Source organism: Streptomyces sp. NBC_00353 (assembly GCF_036108815.1).
Classification (GTDB): Bacteria; Actinomycetota; Actinomycetes; order Streptomycetales; family Streptomycetaceae; genus Streptomyces.
The window spans coordinates 8,423,506-8,443,529 of record NZ_CP107985.1 but is presented as its reverse complement, the minus strand read 5'-3'; the positions used below and the strand labels follow the sequence as shown (position 1 = coordinate 8,443,529).

At 70.3% G+C, this 20,024-nt stretch carries 17 protein-coding genes; 12 read left to right on the top strand and 5 right to left on the bottom strand.

Features of this window, described 5'->3' with window-relative positions:
• Positions 1–245 precede the first annotated feature (245 nt).
• Both OHA88_RS38075 and OHA88_RS38070 read left to right on the top strand, forming a co-directional pair.
• Positions 246–1,679, top strand: a complete 1,434-nt coding sequence (locus OHA88_RS38075) for an APC family permease (protein ID WP_328628852.1) — start codon at positions 246–248, stop codon at positions 1,677–1,679.
• An 87-nt stretch (positions 1,680–1,766) separates the two neighbouring features.
• Complete coding sequence (locus OHA88_RS38070) at positions 1,767–2,252, top strand: Lrp/AsnC family transcriptional regulator (RefSeq protein ID WP_326602137.1); 486 nt, start codon at positions 1,767–1,769, stop codon at positions 2,250–2,252.
• Between the two features lie 164 nt (positions 2,253–2,416).
• Here OHA88_RS38070 and OHA88_RS38065 read toward each other — a convergent pair whose 3' ends face one another.
• Positions 2,417–2,920 (bottom strand): hypothetical protein, encoded by a 504-nt coding sequence (locus tag OHA88_RS38065; protein WP_328628851.1) that lies wholly within the window; start codon positions 2,918–2,920, stop codon positions 2,417–2,419.
• A gap of 538 nt (positions 2,921–3,458) precedes the next feature.
• Here OHA88_RS38065 and OHA88_RS38060 point away from each other — a divergent pair.
• The 6 genes from OHA88_RS38060 to lepB all read left to right on the top strand — a co-directional run bounded on the left by OHA88_RS38060 (position 3,459) and on the right by lepB (position 11,400).
• Positions 3,459–3,686 (top strand): type A2 lantipeptide, encoded by a 228-nt coding sequence (locus OHA88_RS38060; protein ID WP_267006546.1) that lies wholly within the window; start codon positions 3,459–3,461, stop codon positions 3,684–3,686.
• A gap of 73 nt (positions 3,687–3,759) precedes the next feature.
• Entirely contained in the window at positions 3,760–4,566 is an 807-nt protein-coding gene (locus tag OHA88_RS38055; protein WP_267006545.1) for an HlyD family efflux transporter periplasmic adaptor subunit, read from the top strand.
• Positions 4,563–6,842: an NHLP family bacteriocin export ABC transporter peptidase/permease/ATPase subunit gene (locus tag OHA88_RS38050; RefSeq protein WP_328628850.1), complete on the top strand. Its 2,280-nt coding sequence runs from the start codon at positions 4,563–4,565 to the stop codon at positions 6,840–6,842. The genes OHA88_RS38055 and OHA88_RS38050 overlap by 4 nt, the downstream gene beginning before the upstream one ends.
• Before the next feature lies 1 nt (position 6,843).
• Positions 6,844–9,714 (top strand): NHLP bacteriocin export ABC transporter permease/ATPase subunit, encoded by a 2,871-nt coding sequence (locus OHA88_RS38045; RefSeq protein ID WP_328628849.1) that lies wholly within the window; start codon positions 6,844–6,846, stop codon positions 9,712–9,714.
• Positions 9,715–9,989: 275 nt separating this feature from the next.
• Positions 9,990–10,625, top strand: a complete 636-nt coding sequence (locus tag OHA88_RS38040; RefSeq protein ID WP_328628848.1) for a hypothetical protein — start codon at positions 9,990–9,992, stop codon at positions 10,623–10,625.
• A gap of 118 nt (positions 10,626–10,743) precedes the next feature.
• The gene (gene lepB, locus OHA88_RS38035) at positions 10,744–11,400 is read left to right on the top strand and encodes a signal peptidase I (RefSeq protein WP_328628847.1); all 657 of its coding nucleotides are present in this window, start codon (positions 10,744–10,746) and stop codon (positions 11,398–11,400) included.
• Positions 11,401–11,448: 48 nt separating this feature from the next.
• On the opposite strand, the gene OHA88_RS38030 is transcribed toward lepB, so the two are convergent.
• The 3 genes from OHA88_RS38030 to OHA88_RS38020 are packed head-to-tail and all read right to left on the bottom strand — an operon-like array spanning position 11,449 to position 14,052.
• Entirely contained in the window at positions 11,449–12,462 is a 1,014-nt protein-coding gene (locus tag OHA88_RS38030; protein WP_328628846.1) for an NAD(P)/FAD-dependent oxidoreductase, read from the bottom strand.
• Positions 12,459–12,980 carry an isoprenylcysteine carboxyl methyltransferase family protein gene (locus OHA88_RS38025; protein WP_326602151.1) on the bottom strand — a complete coding sequence of 174 codons (522 nt, stop codon included), beginning with the start codon at positions 12,978–12,980 and terminating at the stop codon, positions 12,459–12,461. Before OHA88_RS38025 ends, OHA88_RS38030 begins: the two co-directional genes overlap by 4 nt.
• Positions 12,981–12,987: 7 nt before the next feature.
• The gene (locus OHA88_RS38020) at positions 12,988–14,052 is read right to left on the bottom strand and encodes a type III polyketide synthase (RefSeq protein WP_328628845.1); all 1,065 of its coding nucleotides are present in this window, start codon (positions 14,050–14,052) and stop codon (positions 12,988–12,990) included.
• 42 nt (positions 14,053–14,094) lie between these two features.
• Here OHA88_RS38020 and OHA88_RS38015 point away from each other — a divergent pair, with 42 nt between their 5' ends.
• Both OHA88_RS38015 and OHA88_RS38010 read left to right on the top strand, forming a co-directional pair.
• Positions 14,095–15,027, top strand: coding sequence for a UbiA family prenyltransferase (locus OHA88_RS38015; protein ID WP_328628844.1), 933 nt, complete (start codon positions 14,095–14,097; stop codon positions 15,025–15,027).
• Positions 15,028–15,120: 93 nt separating this feature from the next.
• Complete coding sequence (locus tag OHA88_RS38010; protein WP_326602156.1) at positions 15,121–15,516, top strand: nitroreductase family deazaflavin-dependent oxidoreductase; 396 nt, start codon at positions 15,121–15,123, stop codon at positions 15,514–15,516.
• Between the two features lie 31 nt (positions 15,517–15,547).
• Here OHA88_RS38010 and OHA88_RS38005 read toward each other — a convergent pair whose 3' ends face one another.
• Positions 15,548–16,540 carry an aldo/keto reductase gene (locus tag OHA88_RS38005; protein ID WP_328628843.1) on the bottom strand — a complete coding sequence of 331 codons (993 nt, stop codon included), beginning with the start codon at positions 16,538–16,540 and terminating at the stop codon, positions 15,548–15,550.
• A gap of 137 nt (positions 16,541–16,677) precedes the next feature.
• Between OHA88_RS38005 and OHA88_RS38000 the strand changes: the two genes are divergently transcribed.
• Positions 16,678–17,553 carry a metallophosphoesterase family protein gene (locus OHA88_RS38000; protein WP_326602159.1) on the top strand — a complete coding sequence of 292 codons (876 nt, stop codon included), beginning with the start codon at positions 16,678–16,680 and terminating at the stop codon, positions 17,551–17,553.
• A gap of 225 nt (positions 17,554–17,778) precedes the next feature.
• Positions 17,779–19,962, top strand: coding sequence for a discoidin domain-containing protein (locus OHA88_RS37995; RefSeq protein WP_328628842.1), 2,184 nt, complete (start codon positions 17,779–17,781; stop codon positions 19,960–19,962).
• The last annotated feature ends 62 nt before the right edge of the window (positions 19,963–20,024 follow it).

Below are 20,024 nucleotides of genomic sequence, written 5' to 3'. Positions count from 1 at the left end.
CATGCGCGTGAAGCGGCACCGATATCAGCAGTCGTCAATACGGCGTCAAGAAGACCTCAATCTTCGAATACCGCCAGTCGTTGGCCAGAACACAACGAATTCCGAAGGTAAATGACGGTTGACGTGACGGATCCCACAGGTTTCGATAACGCGCCGGGAGCAGACGAAACCAACATCGCAGCAAGCCACGGAGGCGATAGCGCTCCCGCCGTCACCCGTCACACCCAGTCGATCGGAACCGCTCCATGACCGACATGCTCAGCCAGCCCGTCACCTCCGGCGCCGCACCGGCGGCAATCGATCCCGGCGGCCAGGACGGCCCGCGCGCCCTCAAGCGTTCCATCGGCGTCGTCGGCGGAACCCTGCTCACCCTGTCCTGCGTGACGCCCGCCTCCACGCTCTTCGTGGTCGTGCCCGACCTGTTCGGCGACCTCGGGACCGCCACCGCCCTCACCATCGCGATCGGCTCGCTGCTCTGCATCGCCGTGGCGTTCTGCTACTCGGAGCTGGGCACGCTGATTCCCAGCGCGGGCGGCGAGTACGCCATGGTCACCACCCTGACCGGCCGGCTCGCCGGCTGGCTGGTGTTCGTGCTGTCGCTGCTGGTCGTGATGATCGTGCCGCCGGTGATCGCCATGGGTACGGCGGACTACCTCGCTCCACTGGTCCATGTACCGGCGGAGGCCGCCGGCGCCGGGGTGATGGTGCTCGCCACCCTGGCCGGTCTGCTGGACCTGCGTGCCAACGCCTGGATAACCGGCGTCTTCCTGGTGCTCGAAGTGATCGCGGCTGCCGTGGTGGCGGTGCTCGGCTTCGCCCACACCGAGCGCGGCGCCGGCAGCCTGGTGCACGGTGTGGTCGCGAGCGACGGCGGGACGTCCCGCCCGGTCACCGCGATGCTGGTGGTCTCGGGTCTCGCCATCGCGCTCTTCATCACCCAGGGCTTCTCCACCGCCGTCTATCTCTCCGAGGAGCTGGAGGACCCGCGGCGCAACGTCGCCCGTACCGTCCTCGCCACCCTCGCCATTTCGACCGCCGTCATCCTCGTCCCGGTGGTGGCGATCACCATGGGTGCGCCCGACCTCGCGGCGCTCACCTCCGGCGACATCGGCCGGATGGTCACCACGTGGAGCAACTCGGCGGTCGGTACGTTCGTCAGCCTGTGCGTCGCACTCGCGATCATCAACGCGGGCATCGTCATGGTCATCCAGAACTCCCGGGTGCTGTTCGCGTCGGCCCGCGACAAGGCGTGGCCCGAGCCGGTCAACAACGCTCTCGCCCGCCTCGGCCGCTTCGGTTCGCCGTGGGTCGCCACTCTGGTGGTGGGGGTCCCGGGCGCGGCGCTGTGCTTCGTCAACCTCGACACCCTGTACGGCGTGACCGGCGTCTCCGTGACCGGCATGTACCTGCTGGTCGCGGTCGCCGCGCTGGCAGCCCGCCGCGCGTCCCACAAGGACCTGCCCGCGTGGCGGATGCCGCTCTGGCCGGCGATGCCGGTGGCGCTGATCGCCGTACTCGTCTACATCCTCAGCCAGCAGGAGGCCCAGTACCTGCTGTGGACCGGCGGCATCACGGCGGCAGCCACCCTCTACTGGGCGTTCTACCTCCGCCCCCGCAAGGACACCCGCTGGCTGGTCACCCTCCCCGAGGACGCACTCCCCGAGAACAACCGCCTCTGAGGCGAGTGGCACGACCGGATGGTGCGACGGTGCGCCATGGGTACAGTCGGAGCCCGTACCGACCGACCGGGAAGGGGCCATCGGACCATGGCGGTGGACGCACTGGACACCCGTATCCTGCGGCTGCTCATCGAGCAACCGCGGACCAGCGTGCGTGAGTACGCGCGGATCCTCTCCATCGCCCGGGGCACCCTCCAGGCCCGGATCGACCGGCTGGAGCGCAACGGCGTGATCACCGGTACGGGTCCGGTCCTCTCCCCCGCCGCGCTCGGCCACCCGGTGCTCGCCTTCGTCCATCTGGAGGTCACCCAGGGGCATCTGGACGAGGTGGGCGAGGCCCTCGCCGCCGTCCCGGAGATCGTCGAGGCCTTCTCGACCACCGGCGGCGGGGACCTGCTGACCCGGGTGGTGGCCCGTGACAACGGGCACCTGGAGGATGTGATCCAGCAGTTGATCCAGCTGCCCGGTGTGGTGAGGACCCGTACCGAGGTCGCCCTGCGCGAGCGGGTGCCGCACCGGCTGCTGCCACTGGTCGAATCGGTGGGCCGGGCCGCGGCCGGCCCGACGGGCTGATCGGCGGCTTCGCAGGCTGGGTGCCATGAGCGCTCGGCGCACCTCGGCCCTCGGTCGTCTTCGATCGCAACGGCACTCTTGTGGACAGCGGGCCGAACTACTACAAGGTGTGCCGCCGGGAGCGGCGGCAGCGCATGCGGCAGGTATCGCTGCATCGCGGTTCCCTACGTGTTGTCGACGGCCGCCGGTCCTGCGTTCACGCCGGCGGAGCTGCTCTTGCTCGGTGGGCAGAGCGAGTTCACGACGCGGGTCGCGTACGAGGGGCCACCGGATCGGGTGGCGTATCGCCGAGCGGGGTGCACGCGCCCACCGGCACCACGGCGTACTCCCGTCGGCCGAGCCGGTGCGACACCGGCTCGCCCACCCGCGGCCCCTCCCGCGCCGGAAGCGGCCGCCACCACCTCGGCGACGGCCGTCCCGCACAGCGGGTCCCCGGGCTGGGCGCCGGGAAAGATGGCGCCTTCCAACCTGCCGCCGACGACCGTACGGAGTCCGGGAAACACCAGGAAATACCGGTTACGGACCAGCATTTCGCCCTCGGCCGGCTGCGGCAGAGGTGTCCGGACGACCCGGAAATGCTCCGGCCGCGGAAGACCGCCCGGAACGGCGAGCAACTGGACTTTTCGCGACGTGCGGGGCAAGGGCGCCGTGGGTGACGCGGCAGTCATGGGCGAACTCCTCGCCATCGGGGCCCGCTCGGACCGGACGGCCGAAGGGCTCAGTGACCCCAAACCCTCACCCGCGCGTCGAGGGCAAGCCCGGATCCCGAGTCCGCCGACGGCTCTCCGAATGCGGGCGTACCACCCCGCATCGATCGGGGCGTGTCCGAAGCAGCGCTCCTACCTGCTGGTTTCGCCTCCCAGCTCACCTTCCGTAAACCTGCACACCTCATGCCCAGACCAGTCACCCCCGCCCACCGGGACTCCCTGGTCCGGACCGGCCGCAGGGGGGTTTGAACGGGAGTGTCCCAGTTGAAGTAAATGGACTTTCAGGTAAAGAGAATTCAGACGGTGAAGCTTGTGAAGAAGCCGCCGCCGACTCATGAACACATCTGCACGCAGCGCTAATTCATTGCATGAAGAAGCCCTGATCAGCGCCGGTCCGATTAGCTGCGCATGGCGTCAACGTGCTTTGATCCTGCCCAATGCGGCAGCCACACCAAGGGGTTACCGCTATGAATTATCAAGCTGAAAGGCAGCCTCCATCATGAACCACACCCCCCAGGTCGAGACCCTCGAGATTTCCGACAACGACCTCGACAACGTGTCCGGCGGCCTCGTCGGCGGCCTGCTCGGCAACGTCACGGGCACCGTCGACGCCGTGGCCCCGGTCTCCGGCGTCGTGGGCTCGGTCACCGGCCTCGCCACCTCGACCACCGGCGTGAACACCGGTGCCGTCAGCGGCCTGGCCACCGGTCTCATCGCCGGTCTCTGAGACGGCTCGTGAGCCCCGGAACCTCATGGTTCCGGGGCTCACTGCTCACACCTGACAGCGAGGGAAGAGTTCCGTGCAGTTCCGCCAACAGGCCCTTTCCAAGCTGCAGTCGCCGGAGGAACTCGACCTGCCGGTACGTTTCGCGCGCCCGCAGGGCCGGCTCGCCCTCGGCATCACCGTGCTCGTCATGGCCGCCGCGGGCTTCTGGGCGGTGACCGGATCCGTCTCCTCCACGCTCCGGGCGCCCGGCATCTTCACGCACGCACAGGGCAGTTACATCCTGCAGAGCCCGGTTGCCGGCCAAGTCACCGCCGTACTCGCCAAGGAAGGCGAGACCCTGCCCGCCGACGCACCGCTGCTCAAGGTGCGTACCGCACAGGGCGACCGGCTGGTCCGCACGATCGCCGCAGGACGGGTGACCGCCCTGACGGCCTCGATCGGAGCGGTGGTCACCACCGGTGCGGACGTAGCGAGTGTGGAGCGGACCCGTGGCGCCGACGATCCCCTGATGGTGATGCTCTATGTACCCGGCGAGAGCGGGCCGGGCATTGCCGTGGGCGCCTCCGTGGATCTCACCGCCCAGTCGGTGCCGGCCCAGAAGTACGGTGTGCTGCGCGGTCGTGTGGCCGCGGTCGGCAGGACTTCACAGACACCCCGGCAGATCAGCGGCTTTCTCGGCGACGGCCAGCTGGGCGAGCAGTTCTCGCAGCACGGCAGGCCGGTGGCGGTCCTGGTGCGGCTCGACCGGTCGTCCGCCACGGAGTCCGGCTACCGGTGGTCGTCGGCCCAGGGTCCTCCGTACACGATCGACTCCATGACCCTGGCCACCGGCGCAATCCACCTGGCCGACCAGCGTCCGATCGATTGGCTGCTCCCGTGACCGCACCGCACACCTCTCCCTCCGCTCCGCAGCTCCCGCCTCCCGGCCGCGGCCGGCACCGACCGGACAACACACCGGGCAGCAGGCGCCGTTCGGCTCCGCGGCCGGCACCGAAGGGGAAGAAGGCCAGAACCGTACGCAGTCCCACCGTTCTCCAGATGGAGGCACTGGAGTGCGGTGCCGCCTCGCTGGCCATGGTGCTCGGTCACTACGGCCGTCATGTGCCGCTGGAGGAGCTGCGCATCGCCTGCGGCGTCTCGCGCGACGGATCGCGGGCCAGCAATGTGCTGAAGGCGGCGCGCAGTTACGGGCTGCAGGCCAAGGGCATGCAGATGGAACCGACGGCCCTCGCCGAGGTGCAGGCACCGGCCATCCTCTTCTGGGAGTTCAATCACTACGTCGTGTACGACGGCATGGGCCGCCGCTTCGGACGGCGTGGCGTGCACATCAACGACCCGGACAAGGGTCGCCGTTTCGTGACGGCCGAGGATTTCGACACCAGCTTCACCGGCGTCGTCCTGGTCCTCGAGCCCGGCGAGGGGTTCCGCCGCGGAGGCAGGAAGCCCGGGATCATGGGCGCCCTGCCGGCGCGGCTGCGCGGCACCTCGGGCACGATGCTGGCCGCGCTGCTCGCGAGCCTTCTGCTGGTGGCCGTCGGCGCGACGCTGCCTGCGCTGAGCCGCGCGTACATCGACATGTTCCTGATCGGCGATCAGACCTCGTTGCTGAGTGTCCTGTTCGCGGCCATGGGCACCATGGTGGCGCTCACCGTCGTGCTGACCTGGCTGCAGCAGGCGAACCTGCTGCGCGGTCGCATCATCTCCTCCACGCTGAGCAGTGCCCGGTTCTTCCGGCATCTGCTCAGGTTGCCGGTCACCTTCTTCTCCCAGCGCAGCCCCGCCGATCTCGTCCAGCGACTGCAATCCAACGATGTCGTGGCCGAGACCCTGGCCCGCGACCTCACGGCCGTCGGCGTGGACGGAGTCGTCGTCCTGCTCTATGCGGCCCTGCTGTGGATCTACGACCCGCAGTTGACGGTCATCGGCGTGGGGCTGGCGCTGCTCAATGTGGTGGCGATGCGCATCGTCGTGCGCCTGCGGGCCACCCGTGCCCAGAAGTTGCGGGCCGACAGCGCCAGGCTGACCAACACCTCGTACACCGGGCTGCAGCTGATCGAGACGATGAAGGCCACCGGCGGCGAGAACGGGTACTTCCGCCGCTGGGCGGGGCAGCACGCGACCACGCTGGAGGAGCAGCAGCGCCTCGGTGTGCCGAGCGCCTGGCTGGGTGTTGTCGCCCCCGCGCTCGCGACCCTCAACAGCGCCCTGATTCTCTGGATCGGAGGGCTGCGGGCCGTCGACGGCCACATTTCGATCGGTCTGCTCGTTGCGTTCCAGGCGCTGGTGACCCGTTTCACGGCTCCGGTCGCACGGCTCAACTCGGTGGCGGGCCGGGTGCAGGACTTCGCCGCCGATGTGGCCCGCCTCAAGGACGTCGAGAACTTCCCGGTGGACTCGCTGTACTCGCGCCCCGAACCGGCTGCGAGCACGCGCAGGCTCAAGGGCCATGTGACCCTGGAAGAGATCACCTTCGGCTACAGCCCCCTGGACAAACCGCTGCTCACCGGCTTCTCGCTGTCCGTCGGTCCGGGACAGCAGGTGGCGCTGGTCGGTGGATCCGGCAGCGGCAAGTCGACGGTCTCCCGGCTGATCTCGGGGCTCTACAGTCCGTGGGAGGGCACGATCCGGGTGGACGGGCAACGTCTGGAGGACATTTCCCGCAGTGCGCTGGCCGCCTCGGTCTCCTTCGTCGACCAGGACATCTTCCTCTTCGAGGGCACCGTGCGGGACAACGTGGCGCTGTGGGACCCGTCGGTCCCGGACGACGCCGTCGTCGCCGCCCTGGAGGACGCCGCCCTGTACGAGGTCGTCGCCCGGCGCCCCGGCGGTATTCACAGCCGGGTGGAGCAGGACGGCCGCAACTTCTCCGGCGGGCAACGGCAGCGTCTGGAGATCGCCCGGGCGCTCGTCCGCCGGCCGAGCATCCTCGTTCTCGACGAGGTGACCAGCGCCCTGGACGCGGAGACCGAGCAGATCATCATCGACAATCTGCGGCGGCGCGGCTGCGCCTGTGTCGTGATCGCGCACCGGCTGAGCACGGTCCGTGACAGCGACGAGATCGTGGTCCTCGACCACGGCTGCGTCGTGGAACGGGGCCGGCACGAGGACCTGGTCGCTGCCGGAGGTCCGTACGCCGAGCTGGTCAAGGAGCACTGAGGTGACATCCGTTCACCATCTCGCGGGCGCGGGCTCGCACCCGTCCCCCGCAGAGCACGACGCGGTCATCGGCGCCCTGGGAGGGCTCGGCGAACAGGTCGACTGCCACGGTCTGCGAAGGCTTTCGCTGGAGGGGCCGCAGGTGCTGTGGCTCGTCGTGGGCGGCGCCCTGGACCTGTTCGCGGTCGACGCGGCGGAACAGGGCCACTGGCACTTCCTCGGCCGGCTGGAACCCGGGACGCTGCTGCTGGGTCCCGTCGACGGACCGCGGCACACACTGATCGGCAGGCCCCTGCAGGAGTGCGTGCTGCGCCGCATCCCTCTGCGTGAGCTGTACCGGCCGGAGTACGCGGATGCCGCGGCGTACGACGGTCAGTACCGCAGCTGGTACGACACCGGGGACACGGCTCTGAGCCTGCTGGAGCACGCTGTGGCACTCGGCGTCGGCCGCAGTCGGCGAGTGCTGTTCGAAGCACCGCTGGACGGCCGGACCACCGTCGACGAGACGGTGGCCGACGACGACATCCTGTGGCTGCCGGTGTCCCCCGGCAGCATGCAGTACGGCGCCGCGTACAGCGCGGAGGCGGCAGGCGACCTGCTCATCGACGGCGCGATGTGGCAGGCCATGGTGAGCCAGCAGTACCGGCTGCTGTCCGCGCTGGACCGTTGGATCGAACGGCTGGAGCTCGCGCACGAGGACCGCACGGCAGCCGGCATCAAGGCGGGCGAAGACGTCCGCGACGAGGCCGACCGGACGCTGCTCTCCTCCATCGGGCGCTCCCGTAGAGCCTCTTCGCGTGCGGCGGGCGCATGCGACGACGCGACGTACGCCGCGTGCCGGCTCGTGGCCGAGGCGGCGGGGATCACGCTTTCGGAGCCGTCGAAGAGCGGTGTGGTGAGCGACCGGATCGATCCGGTCGAGCGTGTCGCGGTCGGCTCGCGGATCCGTACGCGCCCGGTCCGGCTCGACCGCCGCTGGTGGCGGGAGGACACCGGGCCCCTGGTGGGACACCGGGCCGCGAGCGGAGCGCCGGTCGCCCTGCTGTGGCGCCGCGGCGGGTACGAGGCGGTGAACCCGGTGACCGGCCGGCGCACCCGCGTCGACGCAGCCAATGCGGAAGAGTTCCAACAGCGTGCGGTCATGTTCTACCGTCCGCTGCCGGAGCGGCCGATGGGCAAGTGGCAGCTGCTGCGGTTCAGTCTGCGCGGTACCCGGGCCGACATGCGCAACCTGGCGCTGGCGGGAGTGGTGACGGTCGCCCTCGGCGCGCTCGTGCCGATCGCGACGGGACAGGTCCTCGGCGTCTACGTACCCAACGCCGAGAACAGCCTCATCGTGCAGGTCTCGCTGGCCATCATCGTCACGAGCATCGTCTCGGCCGTCTTCATGCTGATGCAGAACCTCACCATCCTGCGCATGGAGGGGCGCATCGAGAGCACTCTCCAACCTGCGGTGTGGGACCGGTTGTTGCGTCTGCCGACCAAGTTCTTCACCGAGCGTTCCACGGGTGAGCTGGCGAGCGCGGCGATGGGCATCAGCGCCATCCGCCGGGTGCTGTCCGGCATCGGTCCGGTCGCTGTGCAGGCGGGCACGGTCGGGGCGATGAACCTCGTCCTCCTGTTCTGTTTCAGCGTCCCGCTGGCGTTCACGGCGATCGCGATGCTGATCGTCATAGCCGCGGTGTTCCTCACCATGGGGCTGTGGGAGCTGCGGTGGCAGCGCCGGCTGGTCGAGCTCAGCAACAAGCTCAACAACCAGGCGTTCCAGACACTGCGAGGGCTGCCCAAACTGCGGGTCGCCGCGGCGGAGAGCTTCGCGTACGCGGCGTGGGCGCGGGAGTTCGCCCGCAGCCGCGAACTGCAGCAGCGCGCGGGCCGGATCAAGAATCTGACGACCGTCCTCAACGCGGTGTATCTGCCGCTGTGTTCGCTGGTCATGTTCGTTCTGCTGGCGGGTCCGGCTCGCGGGTCGATGTCGGCCGGCGCGTTCTTGACCTTCAACACGTCCGTGACCATGCTGCTGACGTCCATCACCCAGCTCACGGGTGCGTTCGTCTCCGCTGCGGCGGCGCTGCCCATGTTCGAGCAGATCAAGCCGGTGCTCGACGAGGCCCCCGAGGTGCGCGGCGCCAGCACCCAGCCGGGCGCCCTGTCCGGGGAGATCGAGGCGCGCAATCTCTCCTTCCGGTACACCGATGACGGTCCGCTGGTCCTCGACGACGTGTCGCTGCAGGTGCGCCCCGGCGAGTTCGTGGCGATCGTCGGCCCCAGCGGCTGCGGCAAGTCGACGCTGCTGAGGCTGCTCATCGGCTTCGACAAGCCGGTGTCGGGCAGTGTGCTCTACGACGGCCAGGACCTGGCCTCCCTCGACCAGGCGGCCGTGCGCCGCAGCTGCGGGGTCGTCCTGCAGAACGCCCAGCCCTTCACCGGATCGATCCTGGACTGCATCTGCGGCGCCGAGGTCTTCACCCAGGAAGAGGCGTGGGAAGCCGCCGCGATGGCGGGTCTGGCCGAGGACATCAGGCGCATGCCGATGGGTCTGCACACCATGATCGCCGGTGGCGGCTCCATCTCCGGTGGCCAGCGCCAGCGCCTGATGATCGCCCAGGCACTGGTGCGGCGTCCGCGCATCCTGTTCTTCGACGAGGCCACCAGTGCGCTCGACAACGAGACACAGCGCATCGTGATCGAAAGCACCCGCTCGCTGAACGCCACGCGCATCGTGATCGCCCATCGGCTCTCCACGGTCCTGGACGCCGACCGGGTGATCGTCATGTCGGACGGCCGTGTCGTCCAGCAGGGTCCGCCCGCCGAACTTCTCGCGGACACCAACGGCCGGCTCCACGAGCTGGTCCGGCGTCAGATGCGCTGAACGGGCGCGCCGGGGATCAATGGCCGTCGGGCGCGGTCGCGGTCAGCTGCCGAGGGAGGTTACTCGGCGCCGGGCCGTGCATCGCCCGGCGCGGCCTCGGTGGTCGGAGCGGACATGAGACGGGCTCCCTCTGCCCAGGTCCGCTCGGACTGCGCCCGACCCTGGCCGCCCGCGCCCGGTCCCGGCGAGCTGTTGGCGCCGGCCGGCTGCGTCTTCACGCGTTCTTGATTCCGGGCTGCCGGGCGACCGTCAGACATGCGTCAGGAGATACGGCCATGGCGTCAGTGCTTCGTCAAGGCGCGCTGACCGGCCGCCTCGCCCTCCTTAGTCTCGGCGCCATGGAACGACACATCAGCCGCGCAGTCCCCGACGCCCTCTCCGGCCACCGCGGCCGCGCCCTGCCTCCTGCGGGCACGACGGCGTACGACGAGGACTGGGCCGGGGACGTGCGCTTCGCGGTCGGCTGTGCCGCCTCGCTCCTGGGGGGCCTGCTGGCCGTCGACGCGGCCGTCGGCCGGCTCACCTGGCTGCGCCTCCTGCTGTGGACGGTCCTGGCCACGACGCTGTGCGTGGTCCTGGCGCCGCCACGGGTCTGCGCGGGCGTCGGGTGGTTCTCCTCACGCAGCCTGCTGCGCGCCCGTACGGTGCGTACGGACCGGCTGGTCTCCGTCCGCTGGTCCGACGGCGTCTTGCAGCGTCTGTTGCTGCGCGACACCGACGGCTGCCGGGTCGAGGTCGACCCACGGGTGTTCGTCGCCAACCCGGCGCTGTGGCACCGGCTGGACCAGGACGCCCGCGCCTGCGTGGAGCGCGGGACACTGCTCCGCGGGTCGACGGCGCTGCGGCAGCTCGGAGACCGTATCGACCGCCGGACGGCCCGAACCGTGTTTCAGGTCTCCGGCCTGGAATAGCCGCCCCGGCCCAGCCGCCACTCGACCCGGACCCCCTGCGGTCCCGCCGGGAGGGACCCTCTACGGTGTCGCTGCAGCCACATGGGTGGGGTGAGTGGTCATGAGGGGAGATCGGCGGATGCGGCGCGCTGGGCGTGGGTTGTCGATCACGGGGGCGGTGCTTGCCGTGCTGGGGATCGTGCTGGCAGCGGGCGCACTCCGGACCGTCCGCAGCGACTACACGACGGTCATCCCCGCCGGCGGGTCGATGGAGCCCACGTACGCTCCGGGCGACCGGATTGTCATCGCAAAGACGTCCGGCGCGGAGGTGCGGCGGGGCGATGTGGTGCTCTTCGGGTTGCCGGACCGGTTCGAGGGCAAGCCGGTGCTGAAGCGCGTGATCGGTCTGGGGGGCGACCATGTGGTCTTCGACGGCACACGCCTGACCGTCAACGACGCCCCGCTCAAGGAGCCCTATCTGAAGGACGGAGAGGTCGACGGCGGGCACGGACCGTACGACGTGAAGGTACCGGCCGGGCGGATGTTCCTTCTCGGCGACCACCGTGCGAACTCCAACGACTCGCGCTACTTCGCGAGCGAGGCCTCCGGGACCGTGCCCGTGACGGCCGTGCGCGGACGGGTGCTCGACGACGCCACCGCACCGGTGCTGCTGGGGCTGGGCGTGTTGCTCGGCGTGGTGCTTGCCCTCGCGGGTGCCGTCTGTACGTTGGTCGGCTGGTTGACGCGGCGGCGCCGGCCGGCTGCGCCCTCGCTGATCGCACAGCCCCTGGCGTAACCCGTCGCGACAGGCCGTCCGGTACGGGTGGACGCTGCCGGACCGCGCTCAGGCCAGCTGGTTGACCAGGCTGGTGAAGGCCGTGGGGAGACGGCTCGCGGCCGGGACGATGCGGCGCGCCAGTCGTGGGTGCTGCCGGGCCCGGAGCAGCGATTCGGTGAGCAGGCGGTGGCGACGGGAGACCCTGCGCCACGCCCGCTCGTACGCCTGCGGCCGGTCGTCCCGGACGCAGCGCACCAGTTGAGCGGCTCCGGCGAGGGCCAGCGAGACTCCTTCACCGGTCAGGGCGTCGATGTATCCCGCGGCATCCCCCACCAGCAGGACCCGCCCTGCCACACGGGCGCCGACCCGCTGGCGCAGCGGTCCGGCGCCGCGCACCGGCGTGGTGGCGCTCGCCGGCAGCTGCCGTGCCAGGACGGGGAAGCGGGCCAAGTGGCCGTCGAACGGGCCGCGTTCCGTGGTCAGGACGGCGACGCCGACCAGGCGTGGGCCCAGCGGCGTGACGTAGGCCTCTGCCCATGGTGACCAGTGCACCTCGACGCAGTCCGTCCAGGGCTCGATCGCGAAGTGGCGGCGCAGCCCGAACCTCGGGGGGCGTGGGTCCGGCAAATCCAGGCCGAGTTGGCGTCTGATCGGAGAGTGCAGGCCGTCGGCGGCGGCCAGGTAGCGGGCGGTGACACCCGCCGCGTACACGCTGTCGGCGCTCTGCCGGACGCTGCCCGACCGCACGGGGATCACCCGCACGCCGAGTTCCGCGGCGCGGCGGGCCAGGGCGGTCTGCAGTTCGGTGCGGCGGACACCGCGACCGGGGCCGGGTGCGAAGTGGGCTTCTGCCCGGTGGCGGTCGTCGAGGTAGCGGATCCCGCGCAGCGGGTGTCCGGCGACGGTGACGCCGAGTCCGGCCAGAGCGTTCACGGCGCCCGGCATGAGCCCCTCGCCGCAGGCCTTGTCGATCGGGGTGGGGCGCGGTTCGGCGACCACCGCTTCGAGCCCGGCCTCGGCGGCGTGGATCGCGGTGGCGAGGCCGGCGGGTCCGCCGCCGACGACCAGCAGGTCGATCACGGCGCTGCCGGTGCGGCCCCGGCCAGGGCGGTGTTCTCGCACCGTACGCGGGTCGCGAGGAGCGGCAGGTTGAGCAGGGTGAAGGCGGTCGCGGTGAGCCAGTTGGTGTGGACGAGTGGCAGTGCGAGGCCCTCGACGATCACGGCGACGTAGTTGGGGTGGCTCAGCCACCGGTACGGGCCGGCGGTGACGAGCGGCAGGTCCGGCACCACGATGACGCGGGTGTTCCAGCGCGGCCCCAGCGTGGTGATGCACCACCAGCGCAGGCCCTGGGCGCCCAGGGCCAGGACGAGCATCGGCCAGCCGAGTGCGGGCAGGAAGGGGCGGCCGCCGAGCCAGGTCTCCGCCAGGCAGCCGGCCAGCAGGCCGGTGTGGAGGGCGACCATGACGGGGTAGTGACCCTGCCCGTACTCCGCCGCGCCGTGGCGCCGGCTCCAGGCGGCATTGCGTCGGGCGGTGACGAGTTCGGCGAGGCGCTCGACGGCGACCAGAAGAACGAGGACGGTGTAGGGAATCACGGGGCGGCTACCAGCGGAGCAGGACGAGTTCGGTGCAGAAGCCGGGCCCCATCGCGAGGAGGAGTCCCGGAGTTCCGGGCGGTGGTGAGCGCAGCGCCAGGGTGTCCCTGAGGACATGCAGGACGGAGGCTGAGGACAGATTGCCGACCTCGGCCAGCGAACGCCAGGCCAGTTCCAGTGCGCGGGCGGGCAGATCCAGCGTCTCGCGTACGGCTTCGAGTACCTGAGGACCTCCTGGGTGGCAGACCCAGGCCGTCACGTCCTGCGTCTTGAGGTCGTGGTCGGAGAGGAAGGAGTGCACCTCGTCGCCCAGGGTCTCGCGTACCAGGTTCGGGAGGTCGGCGCCGAGGACGATCCGGAAGCCCTGGTCACCGATGTCCCAGCCCAGTGTGCGTTCGGTGCCGGGGTAGAGGCTGCTGCGGGTCGCGACCACCACGGGCCCGGACTGTTCCTGACGCTGCGGGTGGTCCCGGCCGACCGCGAGGACCGCAGCGGCGCCGTCACCGAACAGTGCGCCCGCCACCAGGTTCGGCACGGATGTGTCGGTACGTTGCAGGGTCAGCGAACAGAGTTCGACGGAGAGCAGCAGCGCGGCCTGGTCCGGGTGGCCCTCGAGGTAGTCGTGGAGCCGGGCAAGGCCGGCGGCCCCGGCCACGCAGCCGAGCCCGAAGATCGGTACGCGTTTCACATCGGACCGCAGCCCGATCCGCCCGGCGAGCCGCGCCTCCAGGGACGGGGCGGCGATGCCGGTGACGGAGGTGGAGATGACCAGGTCGATGTCGCCCGGGTACAGGCCCGACCGGTCCAGGGCGCCGCGTACGGCCTGTTCCCCGAGCTCCAGGGCGACTTCGATGAACGCGTCGTTGGCCTCGCCGAAACCACTCAGCACGGCGTACCGTTCCAGGGGCAGGGCCAGATGGCGGCCGCCTACACCGGCGGACCGGTGCAGGCGTTCCAGCACGCCGCGGTCGGCGCCCGGAGGCAGGCACATGTCGGCGAAGGCGTCGGTGATCCCGGACTGCTCGTACCGGTGCGGCGGGAGCACACCATGGACCGCGATGATTCGCGTCATTCCGTCACCATAGGCGCGAAAGAGATGTTTTGATCGAACATCATGAATCAGACTTTTCAGGCGCTCTTCCTGTCGGCCGCCTCGCCCGCGCCGGCACCGGCACCGGCACCGGCACCGGCGGAGGGTGCAGCGCGTGCGGGTGGCCCGGGCCGCGGCGCCTTGGCGCTCCTCCTGTCGGCCCACCCGGCCCCCGCGCTGGCCGTGACCGCCCTGATCACCGCCCTGGCCGTCGCAGCGGGGCGCGACGTGTTCGGCAGCTGTCTGGTCGCCCTGGCCGTGCTCACCGGACAGCTCTCCGTCGGCTGGAGCAATGACCGCATCGACCTCGCGCGGGACACCGCGGCACACCGGCGCGACAAGCCGCTCGTGGCGGGCGAGGTGCAGGTGCGTAGCGTGTCGGTCGCGGCGTGTGCTGCGCTCGTACTGTGCGCTCCCCTGTCCCTCGCGAACGGCGCGGCGGCGGGCGGCGCGCATCTGATCGGGGTGGCCGCCGGATGGTCGTACAACCTCGGCGTCAAACGGACGCGGTGGTCGTGGCTGCCCTACGCGCTGGCGTTCGGACTTCTGCCCGCTTTCCTCACCCTCGCGCTGCCGGGCCGCCCCTGGCCCGCCGCCTGGGTGGTGGCCGCGGGCGCCCTGCTCGGGGTGGGTGCGCACTTCATCAACGTCCTCCCCGACATCGATGCCGACCTGGCCGCGGGCGTCCGGGGCCTGCCCCAGCGCCTGGGCCGGCACCGGTCCCGTACCGTCGCGGCGCTCACGCTGCTGGCGGCCTCGGCCGTCCTCGTTCTCGGCCCGCCCGGACCGCCGGACGCCATGGGCTGGACGGGCCTCGCGGTGACCGGGGTGCCGGCCGTCGTCCTGTGCCTCCCGCTGGGCACCTCCCCCGACAGCCGTCTGCCGTTCCTGGCCACGCTCGGCCTGGCCGGGGCCGATGTTGCGCTGCTGGTCGCGCGCGGCACGGCTCTGAGCTGATCCCACGGCGCCGCCGGATCCTGTGCCGTGCCCGGCCCCTCGACTAGGTTGGCCTCCGGCGAGCGTCACCGGCACCGACGGGGAGAGTCACGCATGTCGCGGTATCACGAGATGAAGTTCCGGGCCGTCACGTCGTTCCAGCGGCGGATCGGCAATCCGATGGTCCGACAGTTGCCGTATCAGACACTTCTGGAAACCACGGGACGCACCTCCGGACTCCCCCGCCGGACGCCGGTCGGCGGACGCCGCGTCGGGAACGAGTTCTGGCTGGTCTCGGAGTACGGCGAGAAGTCGCAGTACGTGCGCAACATCCAGGCCGACCCGCGGGTGAGGGTCCGGATCAAGGGACGCTGGCATGCCGGGACCGCCCACCTGGTTCCGCAGGACGACGCCCGCGCACGACTCAGGACGTTGCCGCGCCTCAACAGCGCCGCGGTCCGGGCGGTCGGCACGAACCTGCTGACCGTACGGGTCGATCTCACCGGCTGACCGGGCCGGCCCGGTCAGCCGCGACTTCCGCCTACCAGCGGTGGTGGACCTCCGCGCGGATCCTACGGTCGTAGAGGTCCCGCACCGCGTCGAGTGTGCTCTGGGGCAACGGCGGAAGCGACGCGGCCGCCGCGTTGGCCCGGGCCTGCTCCACGGAGCGCGCGCCGGGGATGACGCCGGTGACTCCGGGCTGCTGGATGATCCAGCGCAGCGCGGTCTGGGCCGGTGTCGCCCCCTGCGGTGCGAGTTCGGCGAACTCGGCAGCCGCGGCCACCCCGTTCCCGTACTCGATGCCGGAGAAGGTCTCGCCCTGGTCGAACGCCTCGCCATGACGGTTGTACGAGCGGTGGTCCTCGGGGGCGAAGACGGTGTCCTTGGTGTACTTCCCCGAGAGCAGTCCGGAGGCGAGCGGGACCCGCGCGATGATGCCCACACCCGCCGCACGGGCAGCCGGGAGGACTTCGTCGAGCGGCTTGAGACGGAACGGGTTGAGGATGATCTGGACGCTCGCGACGCCGGGGCGGGCGATGGCGGTGAGCGCCTCGGCGCACGTTTCGACACTTACCGCGTAGGCGGCGATCCGCTGCTCGGCGACGAGGGTGTCGAGCGCGTCGTAGACCTCGTCCGAGGAGTAGACGGCGGTGGGCGGGCAGTGCAGCTGCACGAGGTCGAGCGTGTCGACGCCGAGGTTGGCCCGCGAGCGGTCGTTCCACGCCCGGAAGTTGTCGAGGACGTAGTTCTCCGGGACCTGGTCGGCGCGCCGCCCCATCTTGGTGGCAACGAACACACCGGCGTCCGGGCGGTCCTTCAGATAGCGGCCGATGAGCTGTTCGCTGCGGCCGTCGCCGTACACGTCCGCCGTGTCGAAGAAGGTGACACCCGACTCGACGGCCGCGTCCAGGACGCCGAAGGCGTCCGCCTCCCGCACCTCGCCCCAGTCACCGCCGAGCTGCCAGGTGCCCTGTCCGACGACGGATACGTCCTGTCCGGTCCTGCCCAGTGTGCGCTGTTCCATGGGGATCATGCTACGCCGGTACGCATGGGCCGCCGGGGGGCGGCAGAGCACACGACTGTCCCGAACCGCCACCCCGGTCGAACACCGTTTCCCTGAAAGGCTATCGGCGGCCTCGCGCGGCATGCCGATAGAGTGGCTGCCGGGCGATGCCCACGGAGCGAGGAGTTCTTGCCCTGAACGGACAGCTGCTGGCCGTCAGCGACCTGCACGTCGCGTACGCCGACAACCGTGACATCGTCTCGTCCCTGCACCCGGGCACCGACGCCGACTGGCTCATCGTCGCAGGTGACGTCGGCGAGAAGGTCGCCGATATCGAGCGGGCACTGGCGCTGCTCAGCGAGCGCTTCGCGAAAGTCGTCTGGGTCCCCGGGAACCACGAGCTGTGGACCCACCCGAGCGATCCCGTGCGACTGCGCGGCGAGGCACGCTACCTCCACCTGGTCGACCTCTGCCGAAGCCTGGGCGTCCTCACCCCCGAGGACCCCTATCCGGTGTGGGAGGACGCGGACGGGCCGGTGACCGTCGCCCCCCTCTTCCTGCTGTACGACTACACGTTCCGCGCCCCCGGGGCGACCACCAGGGACGAGTCCCTGGCCATCGCCCACAGGGCCGGTATCGTCTGCGCCGACGAGCACTTCCTCCACCCCGATCCGTACCCGACGCGCGACGACTGGTGCCGGGCGCGGGTACGGGAGACCGAGCTGCGGCTGGCCGGCATCCCCGAGGACCACCGCACGGTCCTGGTGAACCACTACCCGCTGGTGCGTGAACCGACGGACGTGCTGCGGCACCCGGAGTTCGCGCAGTGGTGCGGGACGGAGCTCACCCGGGACTGGCATCGCCGGTTCCGGGCCGCGGCCGTGATCTACGGGCATCTGCACATCCCACGGGTGACCCATCACGACGGGGTGCGGTTCGAGGAGGTGTCGATCGGCTACCCGCGCGAGTGGCGGGCCCGCCCGCCGCGCGAGCCGCTGCGGACGGTCCGGCTGTCGCCACGGCCGTCCGGCGACACCCCTTGAAGCCGACACTCCGTCAGCCTCCCGGCGCCGCCGTCGACAGTGCGAACCGATGAGGCGGTCGGCGCACGCCATTCGTTCAACTCTTGTTCCCAACAGGCCCTGACCCAGCGCTCGTTGCACACCTATTGACGTGTCCCAGTCAAGAGAGAAGTATCCTTCGTAGCCTGAGAGCGCTCTCAGGCTGCGCGTCGTGCACCCGCACCACGACTCAGGAGACGAACCCCCATGTACGCACCCCCCGTGCTCCGCAGACCTGCCCGTTCATCGGACGGACGACGTACCGGTGTGCTCGCCGTCGTCGTCGGTCTCGTCATCTCGCTGCTGGCGTTCGTCCCCGCGACCCCGGCAAGCGCGGCGCCCTCACTGCTCTCCCAGGGCAGAACGGTGACGTCCTCCAGCGAGGAGAACGCCGGCACCCCCGCCACCTCCGCCGTGGACGGCAACGACGGCACCCGGTGGTCGAGCGCCTTCTCCGACCCGCAGTGGATCAAGGTCGATCTGGGCGCCTCCGCCTCGGTCTCCCAGATCGTGCTGAAGTGGGAGGCGGCCTACGCCAACGGCTACCGGATCGAGTTCTCCACCGACAACAGCACGTGGACCACCGCCTACTCCACCACCAGCGGCCCCGGCGGCACGGAGACCCTGAACGTCTCCGGCACCGCCCGCTACGTCCGGCTGACCGGCACCTCCCGGGCCACCCCGTACGGCTACTCGCTCTGGGAGTTCCAGGTGTTCGGTACCACCGGCGGCCAGGGCGGCCCGCAGATTCCCGGCGGCGGCGACCTCGGACCCAATGTGCTGGTCTTCGACCCGTCGACGCCCGGCATCCAGGCCAAGGTCGACGAGATCTTCAAGCAGCAGGAGTCCGCGCAGTTCGGGAACGGCCGCTATGCGCTGCTGTTCAAGCCGGGCACGTACAACAACATCAACGCACAGCTCGGCTTCTACACCTCCATCGCGGGGCTCGGCCTCAAGCCGGACGACACGACCTTCAACGGTGACGTGACCGTCGACGCCGGCTGGTTCAACGGGAACGCCACGCAGAACTTCTGGCGCTCGGCGGAGAACCTGGCGCTCAACCCGGTGAACGGCACGGACCGTTGGGCCGTGTCGCAGGCCGCGCCGTTCCGGCGGATGCACGTCAAGGGCGGGCTCAATCTGGCGCCCGACGGCTACGGCTGGGCCAGCGGCGGCTACATCGCCGACAGCAAGATCGACGGCCAGGTCGGCCCGTACTCCCAGCAGCAGTGGTACACCCGTGACAGCTCGGTCGGAGGCTGGACCAACGGCGTCTGGAACATGACGTTCTCCGGAGTCGAGGGCGCACCCGCGCAGAGCTTCCCCGCCCCTCCGTACACCACGCTCGACACCACCCCGGTCTCCCGTGAGAAGCCGTTCCTCTACCTGGACGGCTCCGAGTACAAGGTCTTCGTCCCGGCCAAGCGCACCAACGCGCGCGGCGTCTCCTGGAACGGTACGCCGCAGGGCGAGTCCATCCCGCTGAGCCAGTTCTACGTGGTCAAGCCCGGCGCCACCGCACAGACCATCAACGCCGCGGTCCAGCAGGGCCTGCACCTGCTGTTCACGCCCGGCGTCTATCACGTGGACCAGACCATAAACATCGACCGGGCGAACACGGTCGTCCTCGGTCTGGGGCTCGCGACGATCATCCCGGACAACGGCGTGACAGCGATCAAGGTCGGCGACGTGGACGGCGTGAAGCTCGCCGCTCTCCTGATCGACGCCGGTCCGCAGAACTCCTCGGTACTGCTCCAGGTGGGCCCCGAGGGCGCCTCTGCCGACCACTCGGCGAATCCGACCACGGTGCAGGACGTGTTCGTCCGGATCGGCGGCGCGGGCGCCGGCAAGGCCACCACCAGCATGGTCGTCAACAACGACGACACCATCGTCGACCACACCTGGATCTGGCGCGCCGACCACGGAGAAGGGGTCGGCTGGGAGACCAACCGGGCCGACTACGGGCTCCGGGTCGACGGTGACGACGTCCTCGTCACCGGCCTCTTCGTCGAGCACTTCAACAAGTACGACGTGCAGTGGAACGGCGAGAACGGCAGGACGATCTTCTTCCAGAACGAGAAGGCGTACGACGCACCGAACCAGGCCGCCGTCCAGAACGGCACCATCAAGGGGTACGCCGCCTACAAGGTCGCGGACTCGGTCAACAACCACGAGGGCTGGGGCCTGGGCAGCTACTGCTACTTCAATGTGGATCCGACGATCCGTCAGGACCACGGCTTCGAGGCCCCGGTGAAGCCCGGGGTGAAGTTCCACGATCTGCTGGTGGTGTCCCTGGGTGGCCAGGGACAGTACGAGCACGTGATCAACAGCACCGGTTCGCCCACGTCCGGCACCTCGACCGTGCCCTCGACGGTGGTGTCCTTCCCCTGAGGAGGGTCCGGCCAGGACCTCGTGAGGTGAACGGATGACATGGGGCCCGGCAGTGACTGCCG

Bases quoted from the DNA above. Each gene is read 5' to 3' on its own strand.
- OHA88_RS38075 (WP_328628852.1), top strand. From the start codon at position 246: ATGACCGACATGCTCAGCCAGCCCGTCACCTCCGGCGCCGCACCGGCG.
- OHA88_RS38070 (WP_326602137.1), top strand. From the start codon at position 1,767: ATGGCGGTGGACGCACTGGACACCCGTATCCTGCGGCTGCTCATCGAG.
- OHA88_RS38065 (WP_328628851.1), bottom strand. From the start codon at position 2,920: ATGACTGCCGCGTCACCCACGGCGCCCTTGCCCCGCACGTCGCGAAAA.
- OHA88_RS38060 (WP_267006546.1), top strand. From the start codon at position 3,459: ATGAACCACACCCCCCAGGTCGAGACCCTCGAGATTTCCGACAACGAC.
- OHA88_RS38040 (WP_328628848.1), top strand. From the start codon at position 9,990: ATGGCGTCAGTGCTTCGTCAAGGCGCGCTGACCGGCCGCCTCGCCCTC.
- lepB (WP_328628847.1), top strand. From the start codon at position 10,744: ATGCGGCGCGCTGGGCGTGGGTTGTCGATCACGGGGGCGGTGCTTGCC.
- OHA88_RS38020 (WP_328628845.1), bottom strand. From the start codon at position 14,052: ATGACGCGAATCATCGCGGTCCATGGTGTGCTCCCGCCGCACCGGTAC.
- OHA88_RS38015 (WP_328628844.1), top strand. From the start codon at position 14,095: ATGAATCAGACTTTTCAGGCGCTCTTCCTGTCGGCCGCCTCGCCCGCG.
- OHA88_RS38010 (WP_326602156.1), top strand. From the start codon at position 15,121: ATGTCGCGGTATCACGAGATGAAGTTCCGGGCCGTCACGTCGTTCCAG.
- OHA88_RS38005 (WP_328628843.1), bottom strand. From the start codon at position 16,540: ATGATCCCCATGGAACAGCGCACACTGGGCAGGACCGGACAGGACGTA.
- OHA88_RS38000 (WP_326602159.1), top strand. From the start codon at position 16,678: ATGCCCACGGAGCGAGGAGTTCTTGCCCTGAACGGACAGCTGCTGGCC.
- OHA88_RS37995 (WP_328628842.1), top strand. From the start codon at position 17,779: ATGTACGCACCCCCCGTGCTCCGCAGACCTGCCCGTTCATCGGACGGA.